10 protein-coding genes are annotated in these 15,027 nt (G+C 69.5%); 4 read left to right on the top strand and 6 right to left on the bottom strand.

The annotated features are described in order from the left end of the window. Positions 1 to 136: 136 nt before the first annotated feature. From KOL93_RS09205 to recQ, 5 genes are all read right to left on the bottom strand, one after another. Positions 137 to 2,197 (bottom strand): acyl-CoA dehydrogenase family protein, encoded by a 2,061-nt coding sequence (locus KOL93_RS09205; RefSeq protein WP_221585032.1) that lies wholly within the window; start codon positions 2,195 to 2,197, stop codon positions 137 to 139. A 95-nt stretch (positions 2,198 to 2,292) separates the two neighbouring features. Next, the gene (locus KOL93_RS09200) at positions 2,293 to 3,396 is read right to left on the bottom strand and encodes an HTTM domain-containing protein (protein ID WP_308291595.1); all 1,104 of its coding nucleotides are present in this window, start codon (positions 3,394 to 3,396) and stop codon (positions 2,293 to 2,295) included. Then, the gene (locus KOL93_RS09195; protein WP_221585132.1) at positions 3,393 to 4,100 is read right to left on the bottom strand and encodes a DUF5819 family protein; all 708 of its coding nucleotides are present in this window, start codon (positions 4,098 to 4,100) and stop codon (positions 3,393 to 3,395) included. Before KOL93_RS09195 ends, KOL93_RS09200 begins: the two co-directional genes overlap by 4 nt. A 128-nt stretch (positions 4,101 to 4,228) precedes the next feature. Further along, on the bottom strand, positions 4,229 to 7,489 hold the full coding sequence (locus KOL93_RS09190; RefSeq protein WP_221585031.1) for a choice-of-anchor G family protein: 3,261 nt from the start codon (positions 7,487 to 7,489) through the stop codon (positions 4,229 to 4,231). Positions 7,490 to 7,792: 303 nt separating this feature from the next. Continuing rightward, complete coding sequence (gene recQ / locus KOL93_RS09185; RefSeq protein WP_221585030.1) at positions 7,793 to 9,772, bottom strand: DNA helicase RecQ; 1,980 nt, start codon at positions 9,770 to 9,772, stop codon at positions 7,793 to 7,795. A 102-nt stretch (positions 9,773 to 9,874) separates the two neighbouring features. On the opposite strand from recQ, the gene KOL93_RS09180 reads away from it, so the two are divergent. From KOL93_RS09180 to KOL93_RS09165, 4 genes are all read left to right on the top strand, one after another. Further along, entirely contained in the window at positions 9,875 to 10,225 is a 351-nt protein-coding gene (locus KOL93_RS09180; RefSeq protein WP_221585029.1) for a GNAT family N-acetyltransferase, read from the top strand. Positions 10,226 to 10,232: 7 nt separating this feature from the next. Beyond that, complete coding sequence (locus tag KOL93_RS09175) at positions 10,233 to 11,231, top strand: pirin family protein (protein WP_221585028.1); 999 nt, start codon at positions 10,233 to 10,235, stop codon at positions 11,229 to 11,231. Positions 11,232 to 11,308: 77 nt separating this feature from the next. After that, positions 11,309 to 11,866 (top strand): ECF transporter S component, encoded by a 558-nt coding sequence (locus tag KOL93_RS09170; protein WP_308291594.1) that lies wholly within the window; start codon positions 11,309 to 11,311, stop codon positions 11,864 to 11,866. 38 nt (positions 11,867 to 11,904) lie between these two features. Then, positions 11,905 to 13,989 (top strand): ATP-binding cassette domain-containing protein, encoded by a 2,085-nt coding sequence (locus KOL93_RS09165; RefSeq protein ID WP_308291593.1) that lies wholly within the window; start codon positions 11,905 to 11,907, stop codon positions 13,987 to 13,989. A gap of 22 nt (positions 13,990 to 14,011) precedes the next feature. On the opposite strand, the gene KOL93_RS09160 is transcribed toward KOL93_RS09165, so the two are convergent. Continuing rightward, positions 14,012 to 15,013, bottom strand: a complete 1,002-nt coding sequence (locus KOL93_RS09160; protein ID WP_221585025.1) for a M15 family metallopeptidase — start codon at positions 15,011 to 15,013, stop codon at positions 14,012 to 14,014. Positions 15,014 to 15,027 lie beyond the last annotated feature (14 nt).

Genomic DNA, 15,027 nt, shown 5'->3' with positions numbered 1-15,027 from the left:
CCCCAAGCAGGTGAGTGCGACCGCAGCGGTATCGACCTCGAGGGCGCGATCGCCGGAGCCCTCAACCTCAATACTCTAACCGGCGCGCTCGGAAGACTTCTCCGAGCGCACCGGCCGGGTGATCGACGTCCGCCCGTCAGCGCGCCTTCTTCTCGGGCGTCGGCGCCTCGCCGCTCTCGCGCAGGCGACGGTAGTGCGCCCGCGCCTCGTCCTGTCGCTCGCTCTCGACGCCCGACGCGATCGGCGCGCGGACATGCTCCGGAGCGAACCCGAAGGCGTCGACGAGATCCTGCGCATGCGGGCGCAGGCGCGTGCAGAGGCGGTCGATGTACCGCGTGACGGCGGACGCACGCTGCGTCGAGAGTCGTCCGTTGATGATGTGCCACGACAGGTGACGCTCGATGAGCGACAGACCGAAGAGGTCCCGGACCCACGTCATGACGGTGCGCGTCCCCTCATCGTCGATCTGGTCGAGCGCGTCGCTGAACGCCTCCCACTGCAGCAGCTCGCCGTGGGCGCGCGCCGCCTCGAGCAGCTCGACCTGGTTCTCGTTGAATACGCGCTGCGCCTCGACCGGATCGAGTCGGCGCGCGGCGTTGAGGCGCGTGCCGACGTCGGCGACCATCTGCTCCACGCGGTCGGCGAGCAGGTGGTGCTGGTCCTCGCCGCGCAGGCCGAACTCGACCGAGCGCGCCGTGGATCCGAAATCGGCGACCGTCTGCCCCAGACGGCGCAGTCCCGCGCCGTGGAAGAACTTCGACGCGCCCTGCTTCGCCGCATAGGCCGCGAGCGCCCTCTGATCCTTGCCCTTGAACTGCGCGCCGAAGTCGCCGAGCAGGCGCTTGCCGACGAGCTGGAGGAGGACGTTGTTGTCGCCCTCGAACGTCGCGTAGACGTCGAGATCCTGGTGCAGACCGACGAGGCGGTTCTCGGCGAGGTAGCCCTGACCGCCGCACGCCTCGCGCGCCTCCTGGATCGTGTCGAGCGCGTGCCACGACGACAGCGGCTTCAGCGCGGCCGCGAGCGTCTCGAGGTCCTGCCGGTTCTCGTCGGTGTCGGCTTCGCCGCTGAAGACCCCGTCGAACTTCTGGAGGAGCTCCTCGTGCGCGAACGCCTGCGCGAACGTCTGAGCGAGACGCGGAAGGAGGCGGCGCTGGTGCTTGCCGTAGTCGAGGATCAGGGTCTCCTCGCCCGTCGCGCCATCGAACTGACGACGCTCGTTGCCGTAGGTCACGGCGATCTTGAGGGCGAGGGCGGATGCCCATGTGGCCGCGCCGTCGAGCGACACGCGGCCCTGCACGAGCGCGCCGAGCATCGTGAAGAAGCGGCGCCCCGGGCTCTTGATGGGACTCGAGTAGGTGCCGTCTGCCGCGACGTCGCCGTAGCGGTTGAGGAGGTTCTCGCGCGGAACGCGCACGTGATCGAAGGCGAGGCGGCCGTTGTCGATGCCGTTCAGTCCGCCCTTCGGCCCGTCGTCCTCGCTCGTGATGCCGGGGAGGTTCTCGCCGCTCTCATCCCGGATCGGCACGAAGAAGCAGTGCACGCCGTAGTTCACACCGCCCGTGATGAGCTGCGCGAACACCGTCGCCGCACGACCGTGCGTCGCGGCGTTTCCGAGGTAGTCCTTGTAGGCGCCGCGGAACGGCGTGTGGATCACGAACTCCTGCTTCTCGACGTCGTACGTCGCCGTCGTGCCGATCGCCTGCACATCGGATCCGTGGCCCGTCTCCGTCATCGCGAACGCACCCGGAAGGATCATGTCGGTCGCGTCGCGGAGCCACCGGTCGTAGTGCTTCTTCGTGCCGAGCTGGAAGATCGCCGACGCGAAGAGACCCCACTGCACGCCCGACTTGATCTGCAGGCTCGGATCCGCGAGCACGAGCTCTTCGAAGCCGGCCAGGTTGCCGCCCTGCGTGTCGAGGCCTCCGTACTCCTTCGGCAGCGCGCGGCCGCCCGCACCCTTCTGCGCCAGCATGCGGCACTGCTCGAAGACGCGCTCGCGGTGCTCGAGGTAGTGCTGCCCCTCGATACGCCAGAACGCTTCGTCCTTGATCAGCTCCCGCGCCTCGAGGCGGATGTCACGCCACTTCCCGAGCAGGATGGGCGTGAGCCCCTCGACGTCGATGCGCGCGTCGAGCGCGTCGTCGCTCACGGTTGCGAGGGCTGCGGTGTCAGGGCGAACGGCTGTGTCGGCCACGGGGGTGGTCCTCTCCACGGTGATGAGGGGTGATTGCGGCACGAATCTATGCCCTTCCCCTCACATCGGGAGGATTGTTTGTCGTACGCCGACAATCACGCGCGGACGCGTGCCGCCTCCTCGTTGTCGATCTGCCCGCTCGGATCCCTGCGGTAGCTGCGGCGCACCACGTCGGCCAGGTGCTTCCAGGTGCGATCGCGGATGAAGATGAAGTCGATGCCGATCATCGCGAGCGAGAACCACGGCAGCCCCATGAGCACGCCGATTCCGACGTGGAAGCTCATGATCCCGATCAGCGCGATCACGCGCGTGGGGCGCGTGAGGAGCATGAACGGGAACGCGACCTGCAGCACGATCGAGCCCCAGGCGGCGATCGTGACCATGGGACCCCATGCCGTGACGAGCTCGCTCAGGACGGGCCACGTGCCGAAGCGCTCCGTCATGAGGGGATCGTAGACCGCCCAGCCGCCCGACCAGGGCTCCCCGCCCGCCTTGTACAGACCGCCGGACACGTAGACGAAGCAGACCTGCGCGGTCATCGCGACGAGGACGAGATTGTGGAGGAGGTTGCTGATCTCGCGCGGCAGGACCGTCGGATCACCGCTCGCGGCGCGACGTCGTGCATCGATCGACCAGCGGGCGGCCGGATCCGCGAACAGCAGGAGAAGCAGCACGATCCGATACATGTTGTCGCCCTGGTCTCCCACGGCATCCGTCATCTCGATGAAGCTCACCCAGAGGACGAAGTAGATCGGCAGGACGATCTTCGTCCGCCAGCCGAGTGTGAACAGGACGGCGAGGGCGAGGAGCACGAGATACATCGTCGTGAACGCGCCATCGTCGAGCCGCACGCTGTCGAACAGGCTGAAGATCCAGATCTTCGGGAAGTCGCTGACGGGCTCCGCCGATTCGCCGTTCCACGCGGATCCGGCGCCGAACGTGTAGAGGCGCGTAGAGAAGTTCGACAGCAGCAGGCCGATGCCCGTGAGGCCCAGCACGATGCGCGTCATGGCGAGGCCGTAGAGCGACTTCTTCGAATCGAGCAGCCACGCCTCTGCGAAGAGCCAGCCACGGCGCACGATATCGATGACCGCGGCCCAGACGGCCGCGATGAGGCGCCCGACGGCGCGGGGCGTGCGGACGACGAACGTCCCCACGTCGGCGGCCACACGGCCGGCGGTTGTCCTGCGGGCACTCACTCGTCGTTCATCCGTTCCCACGTCGGGCGGAAGACGTCGGTGAAGTCCTCCTGCGACTGCCCCTCATTGACGACCAGACCGCGCCAGCCGGTGGGCGAGTACTGGATCCCGGGACGCTCGGCTTCGGGATCGTGCCGGTCGGCGAACGGGATCACGTTCTGCCGCGTCGCTCGGAACTGCACGCGCTCGACGTCATCGCCCCACACCGCATAGGCGACCTGGGTCGCATAGGCCGTGGCACGGTGCTCCTGCTCGACGTATTCCTCGACGAGGACGGGATCCTCGCCCAGCGTCGTCATCGCCTCGGTCATGCGGGGCTCCCACTCGGACTTGAAGTAGTTGAGCTCCGCGACCTCGCGCTGCTCCTCGTTGAGGTCGGCCCACGCGCCCTTGAACTGGCTCGACACGTCCATCGCCTGGATCCCCGCACGGGGCGGGAAGAGGTTGTACTGGATCATCGACAGCTCGACGTCGGAGGCGCTGACCCAGTCGGTCGTCTCGTCGTCGACGATGGCCCGCACCTCGAAGCGGTAGTCGCCGTTGATCGGCTCGGGGGCGAAGACGCTCCACGACTGTCCGAACATCGGGATCATGTAGCCCGAAAGCATCTTGTACGACACGACCTCGCGCGCCGGCGACCACGGGGCGATCCACAGGAACGAGGCGAACACGTGCCATGCCGTGAACGCCGCGAGGACGATCATCACGATGCGCACCCACGGGCGGCGTCGAGGGGGGTTCGGTGTCGGCTCATCGCCTGCGGCGACGGCCGTGGCGGCCCGGGATGTTCCCGGACCGCCACTGCCTGCCGTCAGGCGTTTGTTCTCGCTGGTCACTCCGTCAGCATGCCACCACGGCGTCGTGCGTACACGAACAGGGTGGCGCCGGTGAGGAGCAGCATGACAGCGACCGGGAGGACGAGATCCGAGATCCCGCCACCGGTTGCGGCGAGATCATCATCGTCGCCACCGCCGCCGCCGGCGACAGATGTCACCTCGAAGTCGGTCGACACGGTCCCGGACTGCGCTCCATCGAGCTCGACGAAGTGCGTGCCATCGGCGTGGTAATCAGCAACCGTCCAGGTGAAGGTCACCTCACCGTTCTCGTCGGCCGTCTGAGTCCCCAGCGCCTGCGGCATGGAGAGCATCGTTCCGGTGACCTTCTCGCCCGGCACGAACCCGTAGCCGTAGGCGATCTGCTGATCGCCCGTCTGAACGCTCGGGTGCTCGACCTCGACGGAAGGCTGGTTGCTCTCACCGTCGGCGTCGCCGTCGGCGTTCGCCGCGGCCTGAGCCGAGGCGTCCATCGACGAGTCCGCTGTCGAAGCGGCCTCCGCAGCAGCCGCCGCGTTGCCCTCCGCCGCACTCGACGCATCCGCGTTCGACGCCGACGACGCATCGGCCAGAGCCGCAGCCTGAGCCGCCGTCTGCGCCGAGGCGTTCGCCTCGCTCGAGATGTCCGCGGAAGCATCATTCGAGGCATCCGCCGTGGCCGCCGACTCGGCAGCTGCCGTGGCATCCGCGTTCGACGCAGCCGAAGCCGTCGACGTCGCATCCGCCAGAGCCGCAGCCTGCGCCGCGACCTCAGCCGACGCGTTGCTGTCGTCATCCGCGTTGGCCGAAGCCGACGCCGACGCCGCCGCATTCGCGTTCACACCGGCATCCGCATCCGCCGAGCTGTCGGCGTTCGCCGCAGCCTCCGCCGACGCGTCCATCGACGAGTCCGCCGTCGAAGCGGCCTCCGCAGCAGCCGCCGCGTTGCCCTCCACAGCACTCGACGCATCCGCGTTCGACGCCGACGACGCATCGGCCAGAGCCGCCGCGTCCGCAGCCGTCTCGGCCGACGCGTTCACGTCGCTCGAGACATCCGCCGTCGTGTCGTTCGAGGCATCCGCCGTGGCCGCCGACTCCGCAGCTGCCGTGGCATCCGCGTTCGACGCAGCCGAAGCCGTCGACGTCGCATCCGCCAGAGCCGCAGCCTGCGCCGCGACCTCAGCCGACGCGTTGCTGTCGTCATCCGCGTTGGCCGAAGCCGACGCCGACGCCGCCGCATTCGCGTTCACACCAGCATCCGCATCCGCCGAGGCGTCAGCGTCCACCGAGGCGTCAGCGTCCACCGAAGCGTCAGCGTCAACCGAAGCATCCGCGTCAACCGAAGCATCCGCGTCAACCGAAGCATCCGCGTCAACCGAAGCATCCGCGTCAACCGAAGCATCCGCGTCAACCGAAGCATCCGCGTCAACCGAAGCATCCGCGTCCACCGAAGCATCCGCGTCAACCGAAGCATCCGCGTCCACGTCAGCCTCGGCACCGGGCTCGCCGATGATCAGCTGGTCCGTGGCCGGCGTCTGCGAGACGTCGCCCTCTGCGACGACCTCGACAGTGGCAGGCGCAGCATCCGCGGGCACGTCGTACTCGAACGTGAACGCACCGCTGTCGTCGGTGGTCGCCGTTCCGACATCCTCACCATCGACCGTGATCGTCACAGTCTCATTCGGTGCGAAGCCGGACCCCGTGACGGTCGTCGACTGGCCCGGCTCTACCTCCGCCGGGTCCACGGTGATCGCCGTGTCGTAGATGACCTCAGCCGCAGCGCGCACGGTGGCCGAGCCGAGCGAGAGCTCGACGAGCGGCTGCGCGAGTGCGGGCAAGAGGGAGATCTGAAGGGCTCGCTCGGTGAAGGAACCCACGTCGTAGCCAGACGGCGTCGTGAAGTCGCCGTCGGTCTCCTTGACGTTCACTGTCGCGGAGATCAGGTTGTTCGTGATGAGCTCGGCGACTGGCGAGATCAGTCCATTCGCAGCCTCGACGACCGGTCGGAAGATCGTGTCGAGCGTGCCCTCATCGGTGATCGCGTCGGCGATCGGGGTCACGAGCGCCGGAAGGATCTCGTTCGTCACAGCTTCGACGATCGGGCCGACGATCTCGCCGACCTCCAGTCCGACGAGGTCCAGGCTGACGTCCGTCGACGGGTTCTCCGAGCCCGGAGCCCCGATGAAGTCTCCCAGCGTGCCCTCGAGGTCGATGCCGATCGAGCCAACGGGCGCGCCCAGCAGCGTCACCGCTCCGCCGATCGCGATCTGCAGATCCGCGTTGTTCATCGCATCCGTCACGGCCGTCACGAGGAGCGCCGGAATCTGGTCGAAGACACTTCCGATAGCGCCGTCGAGTGCCGCCTGGATGACGTCGGGACCGAGCAGCTCAGTGTTGGCAGGAAGGCCGTTCAGCGTGCCGTCGTAGTCGCCGCCCTGGCTGTCGGCGACGAGCCTCGCGAGGTCGACGCTGATCTCACCGGTGCTGAAGTCGATCGTGAGCGCACTGTCTTCGCTCGTGATCGGCTCGGCGAAGACGGAAGCGACGGCCGCCTCGAGGTCGACATCCAGCGTCGCCGTGACGCCGAGGTCGTTCACCTGGCCGAGGCCGAGCAGCAGCGGGTTGATCACCCCTTCCAGAGTGTCGAGCAGCGGGGTGATCGTGCTCTCGACGACTCCCCCGTCACCGACGATGCCGTTGATGGGGTCGGAGACCTGCCCGAGCACACCGTTCAGATCGGTGACGATGTCGCCGACCGTGTCGCTCTGGAGGATGAGGTTCGCGCCGGCGAGCTGGTAGTCGCCCTCGGGCTCGGCACCGGCTTCCGCTGTCGCCGAGGCCGAGATCGCGCCGAGCTCCAGACGCGCCTGGGTCAGCAGCTCATCGAGGCCTGCCTGACCGAGGAGCGGCGAGAGGTCGAGGTAGGCGTTCTCGGAAGGATCGCCGGTGCCGATCGAGATCGACCCGTCCTCTCCGACGAGACCCGAGGACGCGTACGCCGAGCTCTCGTCGCTGCTCGCGTACTGTCCGAGTGCGCCGAGTTCGAGCACGCCGTTGTCGCCGAACAGCTGCAGTCCGTCGCCGAGGTCGATGTCCAGGGCGTTCAGCAGGGAGAGTTCAAGCGGGCTCGACTGCTCGGCGTCGCCGCTCGGCGTCGCCGAGTAGGCCGGCGCGAGCGCCGCCAGCTGGTTCGCGTCGATAAAGCCGCCGTCGAACGTGATGAGGCGTCCTTCCGCCTCTGCGACGTCTGTCTCGGCAGCTGTGGCCGGGATCGCCCCCATCGCTGCGCCTGCGACCGCGGCCGTCGTGACGACGGCAGTGGTGGCGAGCCTTCGCTTCGTGAACCAGCGCGATGCCCCGCGCGGTAGTTGTACTTGGTCTGACCTTCGCAACGTGAGCCCCATCTCTCGTCAATCAACATTCGTCGAGATCACCGGATAGGTACCCGGACACGACGATCGGCTTTCACAGCCAACGGCCAGCCTGTCGGTATTCCGGCGCGATGTCCAGGCTGAATATCGCGAATTGATAACGAAGGTGTAACGCCCAGATGGGGCCAGCCCTCAGGAGGCCGCAACGGTGAGTCAGCCGCGGTGCGCGCCCACGATCTCGAGAACCTGCGCGCCGTAGGCTTCTCGCTTCCTCGCGCCGATGCCGCTGATGCCGTCGAGCTCGGCCAGGCTCGACGGTCGATGCTCGGCGAGAGCACGCAGCGTCGCATCGCCGAAGACGACGTACGCGGGCACTCCCTGGGTACGTGCTTGGGTGCCGCGCCATTCGCGCAGCTTCTCGAACAGGTCGCGGTCCTCGGGCGCCAGCGTGTCGGCGGCCGTCGACTTCTTGGCGCGCTCGGGGCGGGACTTCCGGCCGATGACGTCCTGTCGAAGCGGGACGGGCGTCTCGCCTCGAAGCACACCGGCCGATCCCTCACTGAGACCCAGCGTGTTGTATTCCCCCTGCGGCATGAGGAGGCCCCGCGCGAGCAGCTGCCGGATCACGCTGCGCCAGTCCTGTTCGGAGAGATCGGCGCCGACGCCGTACGTCGAGAGCTGATCGTGGCCGAACTTGCGCATGCGGTCCGTCGACGCCCCGCGCAGGATGTCGATGAGGTGCCCGGCTCCGAACGACTGCCCGCGCTCTCGCTGCAGGCGCACGATCGTCGACATGAGCTTCTGCGCCGCGATCAGCCCGTCCCAGGTCTGGGGCGGCTCGAGGCAGGTGTCGCAGTTGCCGCACGGGTCCGATGTCTGGCCGAAGTAGTCCAGCAGGTTCTGCCGCCGGCAGGACACCGTCTCGCAGAGCGCGAGCATGGCGTCGAGGTGCTGCTGCTGACGCATCTGGATCGCGCGGTTGCCCTCTCCCTGCTGGATCATGCGGCGCTGCTGCACGACATCGCCCAGGCCATATGCCATCCACGCCACGCTCGGCTCACCGTCCCGACCCGCGCGCCCCGTCTCCTGGTAGTAGCCCTCGACGGACTTGGGCAGGTCGATGTGCGCGACGAAACGCACGTCGGGCTTGTCGATTCCCATGCCGAACGCGATCGTCGCCACGACGACGACGCCGTCCTCGCGGAGGAACCGGCCCTGATGGTGCGCACGCGTCTCGCCGTCGAGGCCCGCGTGATACGGGATCGCGTCGATGCCCTGCCCCGCGAGGTAGGTCGCCGTCTGTTCGACCGACTTGCGACTGAGCGCGTAGACGATGCCGGCCGAGCGCTCGGGCTGCGAGCGGATGAACTGCAGCAGCTGGCGGCGCGCATCGGTCTTGGCCTCGATGCGGTACTGGATGTTGGGGCGGTCGAAGCTCGCGACGTAGTGGCGAGCGTCGGACAGGTGAAGCCGCTCGGTGATCTCGCGATGGGTCTCGCGCGTCGCCGTCGCCGTCAGCGCGAGGCGCGGAACGCCCGGGAACTGCGAGCCGAGGTCGCCGAGCGTGAGGTAGTCGGGCCGGAAGTCGTGGCCCCACTGGCTCACGCAGTGGGCCTCGTCGATCGCGATGACGCTGAGCGTGCCGCGTGCGAGGAGATCCCGCGTCTGCTGGCCGCTGAGTCGCTCGGGCGCAACGTACAGCAGGTCGAGCTCTCCGGCGATGTACGCGCGCTCGACGTCGGCGCGCTCGGCGGGCGACTGGGTCGAGTTGAGGAAGGCCGCCTGCACGCCGTTCGCGCGCAGCGCGTCGACCTGATCGCGCATGAGGGCGATGAGGGGCGAGACGACGAGCCCGGTTCCCTCCCGAACGAGCGCGGGGATCTGATAGCAGACGCTCTTGCCACCGCCGGTGGGCATGAGCACGACGGCGTCGCCGCCGGCGATGACCTGATCGACGATCTCGGCCTGATCCCCGCGGAAGGCGTCGAACCCGTACACCGTCTGCAGCGCCTCGAGACCCGTCGCATACCGAGAGGAGCGCGCGGAGGCGGCCGACGCCGTCGCCGAGCCCGCAAACGGGTCGGCCCATTCGATCGGCCCGCCCTCGTACTCGGCGTACTGCTCCTCGGGAGGCTCCTCCGGCGGGATCCAGCCGTCGTCGAGCGCGGTGTCGTACGGCGGCTGATTCGTCATGACTCCAGCGTAGAAGGGACCGCTGATGCCTGTTCTCGGACTGTGGACAACTCCTGATCGGGAAGGGTGTCCACGGGCCGGATCCGCCGGTACCGTGGCGGCATGAGCACTGATTCGACGGCGCATCTCCGCGTCGTGCGCGCCGAGGCCCGCTACGAGATCTGGGACGACGAGCTCGGGGCCGAGCCGACGATGGCGGGATTCGCCCAGTTCGAGACGTCCGGCGACGCGATCAAGATCGTCCACACCGAGATCGACAACGCGTTCCGCGGTCGCGGCTACGCCCAGGTGCTCGCCGAGCGCTCGCTGGCCGACATCATCGCGCGTGACGAGGTGCTGTGGCCGCTCTGCCCGTTCTACGCGAAGCACCTCACGACGCATCTCGTCGAGGGCCTGCGCGTGCACTGGCCCTTCGGACAGCCGGTCGGTGCGGCGACGCCGAACACGGACTGACGCGGCGATGACGCGATACGACGTCGATCAGTCGGCCCACGTCGAGGGCGGATCCGTCGTCTGCGACGGTCCGCGCGAGCTCCTGCTGACCTCCCGCGAGGTGCCGCTCGGGGGCATTCGGGCGATGAACGTGTCCCGTGCGCTCCCGCAGCGCGACCTGCCGATGGTCGGCGCCTGGTGCTTCCTCGATCGCTTTGGTCCGCAGGTGGCGCGGATGCGCGTGGATCCCCACCCGCACATCGGCCTGCAGACCGTGACGTGGCCGCTCGTCGGCGAGGTGCGACACCGCGACGCGATCGGCAACGACGTCGCCATCCGCCGCGGCGCGCTCAACCTGATGACGGCGGGCGACGGCATCAGCCATTCCGAGTACTCGATCGGCGACGAGCCGGGTCCGATCGATGCCCTGCAGCTCTGGATCGCCCTTCCCGAGTCGCGCCGGCACGGACCCCGCGACTTCCGACAGCACACGTCGCTCCCGTCGCTCGCGCTGCCGGCCCTGACCGGGGCGGATCCGCAGATCACGGTCGTCGTCGGCGAGCTCGGCGGCGTGCGATCTCCCGCCGAGACGCACACCCCCATCGTGGGCGCCGAAGTGCGCCTCGCGCCCGGTTCTCGCGTGCGCCTGCCGTTCATTCCTGAATGGGAATACGCGATCACGGCGATCGACGGCGACATCGCCGTCGAGGCAGGTGCGGAGGGGCAGCCGACCGAGGTGCACGAGCTCGATCTGCTCTACGTGGGGCGACATCGCACGGGCGTCGAGGTCTCGAGCGAGCACGGCGCCCTGCTGTTCCTGCTGGGCGGCGAGCCGTTCGAGGACGACATCGTCATGTGGTGGAACTTCGTCGGCCGCAGCCACGAGGAGATCCAGCGGGCGCGCGATGACTGGGAGTCGCAGGACAACGTGAGGTACGGCGTCGTCGACGGGCCGCATGACGAAGACCGGATCCCCGCCCCACCGTTGCCGAACGTGCGGCTCACCCCTCGACGTCGGCGCGTGTAGCTCGCTCGCACGACCCCCAGCGGATCCCCACCCGGCGCATGGCGGTGAGGGTCGCCTTACCCCGTAGGCTCGAAGGCGTGACCAAGCCCGCCGCGCTCTCGACCCGCGTGCTCCTCGTGTGCGCCGCGATCGGCGTCGCCACGGGGCTCATCGGCGGCATCGAGGGCTGGCTGACGATCCCCGTTCTCGCGACGGTGCCGTTCCTCTACGGCTTCCTCCTCGGCGTGCACGTGCTGCCCGGGATCATCGCCCAGGAGCTGTTCCGCGCGCCGTGGGTCGCACTGCTGACGCACGTGCTCGCCGCCCTCGTCGGCTGCGCGATCGCTCCGGTGTACGCGCCGCAGTTCCTCGGAACGGCGCTGCTGTTCGGCGGGATCCAGGAGGGCATCGCGGCGGCGTTCCGCTACCGGGCATGGGCGTGGTGGCGCTATCTGCTCTCGGCACTCGCGATCGGCGGCGTCATCGCGGTCGTCGTGTGGATGGCGGCCGACCTCTCGACGCTTCCCCCGTGGGCGCGCGTGATCTACGTCTCACTGTCCCTGCTCGGCCCCGTCGTCTGGACGATGGTCGGTCTCGCGATCGGCCACTCGCTCGAGCGCGCGGGGGTGGCGCCGCGCCGACGCGTCGCGCGGTGACGGGCGGCCCCATGGAGCCTCTCGCTCGCCTGTCCCACGTGAGCGTGACGCACGTCGGGGCCTCGCGTCCCGCGATCCGCGACGTCTCGTTCTCGATCGGTCACGGCGAGGTCGTGCTGCTCGCGGGCCCGAGCGGCGCCGGCAAGTCCACGCTCGCCCAGACGCTGAACGGGATCGTCCCGCACGCGATCGACGCCGAGGTGGCGGGCGACGTCGTCGTCCTGGGCGAGAGCGTCGCCGCGTCGTCGCCCGCGCATCTGAGCACGCGCGTCGCGATGGTCTTCCAGGATCCGGACGCGCAGGTCGTGACCGGATCCGTGTACGACGAGGTCGCCTTCGCCCTCGAGAACCTGCTGCTCGACGTGTCCGAGATCGCGGATCGCGTCGAGCGGGCTCTGCGGGTCGTCGAGCTGTGGGAGCGTCGCCGCGATGATCCCGACACGCTGTCGGGCGGTGGGCGTCAGCGCCTCGCGATCGCGTGCGCCCTCGCGATGGAGTCCCCGCTCATCGTGCTCGATGAGCCGACCGCGAATCTCGATCCGGCCGGAGTGCGCGACGTCGCCTCCGCGCTGCGCGAGATCGCCGCCGCGGGCGACCGCTCGCTCCTGCTCATCGAACACGACCTCGACGTCGCGCTCCCCCTCGCGACGCGACTCCTCGTGCTCGATCACGACGGCGCGCTCGCCTTCGACGGCGCGCCCGACGACGTGATGCGGGATCACGGGCAGGCGCTCCACGATCTCGGCGTCCACCCCGTCGAGTCGGGCGACGCACCGGGTCGGGACGACGACGCTGCCGAGCCGGTCGTGACCGTCTGCGGACTCACGATCGCGCGCAGCGGACGCGAGGTGCTGCACGTCGTCGCCGCCGAGGTCCCCCGCGGATCCTTCACGGCCGTCACCGGCCCCAACGGCGCGGGCAAGACGACCCTCGCCCAGGCGATGGCGGGCGTGATCCGCGCGCCGAGGGGATCCGTGACGGTGGCGGGCGCCGATCCCTGGCGCACGCGTCGGCGCACGGAGCGGATCGGGTTCGTGTTCCAGAACCCCGAACATCAGTTCGTGGCGCACACGGTCCGCGCCGAGCTCGCCCACAGCGCGGGCGGGGACGACGAGCGCGTCACCGCCATGCTCGACCGGCTCGGTCTCGCCGAGCACGCGGAGGATCACCCATTCCGACTGTCGGGTGGGCAGAAGCGGCGGCTGTCGGTCGGCACAGCGCTGATCGCCATGCGTCCCGGCGGCGTCCTGGTGCTCGACGAGCCGCTCTACGGCCAGGACGGCGCACGCGCGGACGCACTCGTCGAGATGCTCGAGGAGCTGCGACGGGAGGGCACGACGATCGTCGTCGTGACGCACGATCGGCGGCTCGTCGCCCAGCACGCGACGCACGTCATCGAGCTCTCGGCGGGGCCGCCTGCTCCCGTCGCCCCCGCTTCTGCGCGCACGCGCCCACTCGAAGTCCGCGATCCCCTCGCGAAGCTCGCCGCCGTCGTCCCCGCGATGATCGGCCTCGTCTTCACCCGGGACATGCTGACGCCCGCGATCTTCCTCGTGATCGCGTACGCCGCACTGCTCGTCGGCACGCGGTTCACGCGCCGCGTCGCGATGTGGCTGCTGATCGCGCTGCCCGCGATCGTCGGGATCCTCGCGCTCGGCTTCGGCCTGTGGAGCACGCCGGCCGTCGGGCTCGCGACGGGCCTCCGACTGGCCGCGCTGCTCGCCCTCGCGCTCATCCCCGGGCTCACGAGCGAGGGCGTCGACATCGTGCGGGCTCTCGTCGCTCACGCGCGCGTGCCGTATCGCATCGGCTACGCCGCCTTCGCGGCGCTGCGGTTCGTTCCGCGATTCCGGCACGAGCTGCGGGTGATCCGCGCGGCCCACCGCGTACGCGGCATCGGCGGACGCGGTCCGTGGGCTGCCTCCCGCACGCTCGTCCCCCTGCTCGCGGGCGCGATCCGTCATGCCGAGCGCGTCGCCCTCGCCATGGACGCCCGCGCCTTCGGGGCATTCCCGACGCGCACAGAGCGGCACGCCGTGCAGTGGCACGCCGCCGACACGGTGCTCGTGATCGGCGGCATCGTGATGACGGCCGCGGTGTTCACCGCCGGGATCCTGCTGTAGTCAGCGCGAACGGCGGGGCGCCTCACTCGTAGCTCGGCGCGGCGGACAGGCCGAAGAACTCCTCGTAGGTCGCGTAGCCGCCCTCGCTGTAGGCCCGCGCCAGCTCCTGGCCGACGTAGCGCAGGTGCCACGGCTCGGGTTCGTAGCCTGTCGTGTCGGTGGTGCCCTCCTCGTAGCGCACGATCCAGCCGTGCTTCCACGCGTTCTCGGCCACCCAGGACCCCTGCGGCGTCGCTCCCACGTCGTAGATTGTTCCGCAGGATCCGTCCGCGCACGCCACGACGTCGGCGGCGAGCCCGAGCTGGTGCTCGCTGTATCCGGGGCGCGCAGAGGTGAGGTCGGCGTCAGCCTGCCCGAGCGCGCCCACCTGCGCGTCGTATGTCGTCACCTGCATGTCGTGCGAGCGATAGCCGCTCTCGAGGGCGATCTCGCCGACGCCCGCCTCGCGCGCCGCCGAGGCCAGCTCGTCGAGCGCCGTCGCAGCCGCGGGCGTGAGGTGCCCGCCGACGGGGCTGAACGTCTCGGGCTCGACGAGCGAGTTCGGCTCGTAGTCGATCGGCTCGACGGGACGCTGCTTGTTGACGACGACCCAAGCCCACGCCGGGTGCTCGAGGGAGATGCAATCGCTCGCTCGGCCGTCGACCACACCTGAGCGGAAGGCCTCGCCGCCACCCGCTGCCACGACCACGGCTTCGGCGTCGCCCGTCGCGATCGCGTCCCGCACCGCGGGGGTGCAGAACGGCTCCGCGTCGTCCTCGGGCTCCGGCATCGAATCCGGCGCAGACGCCTGGATGCCCTCGATGCTCTCCTCGACGATCGTCGTCAGCGACGGGATCACCGCCGTGGTCTCCGAGGTCTCGGACGCGGCCGACCCATCGACCCACCCCGCGGCCATGACGCCGCCTGCGACCACCATGACGCACGCGGCGAAGGACGCCGCGATCGTCGCCACGGCACGGCGCCGGCGCGCGGCGATGCGCTCGCGTCGCTGAACGCGGCGCGCGTGCTCGTCGGACATCGTCATACCGCCATTGTGAC

Origin of the sequence: Microbacterium salitolerans, assembly GCF_019720895.1 — a bacterium.
In the GTDB taxonomy this organism is placed as follows: domain Bacteria; phylum Actinomycetota; class Actinomycetes; order Actinomycetales; family Microbacteriaceae; genus Microbacterium.
Note: the sequence above shows the minus strand (reverse complement) of the source record. Positions and strands in the feature narration are given on the sequence as shown.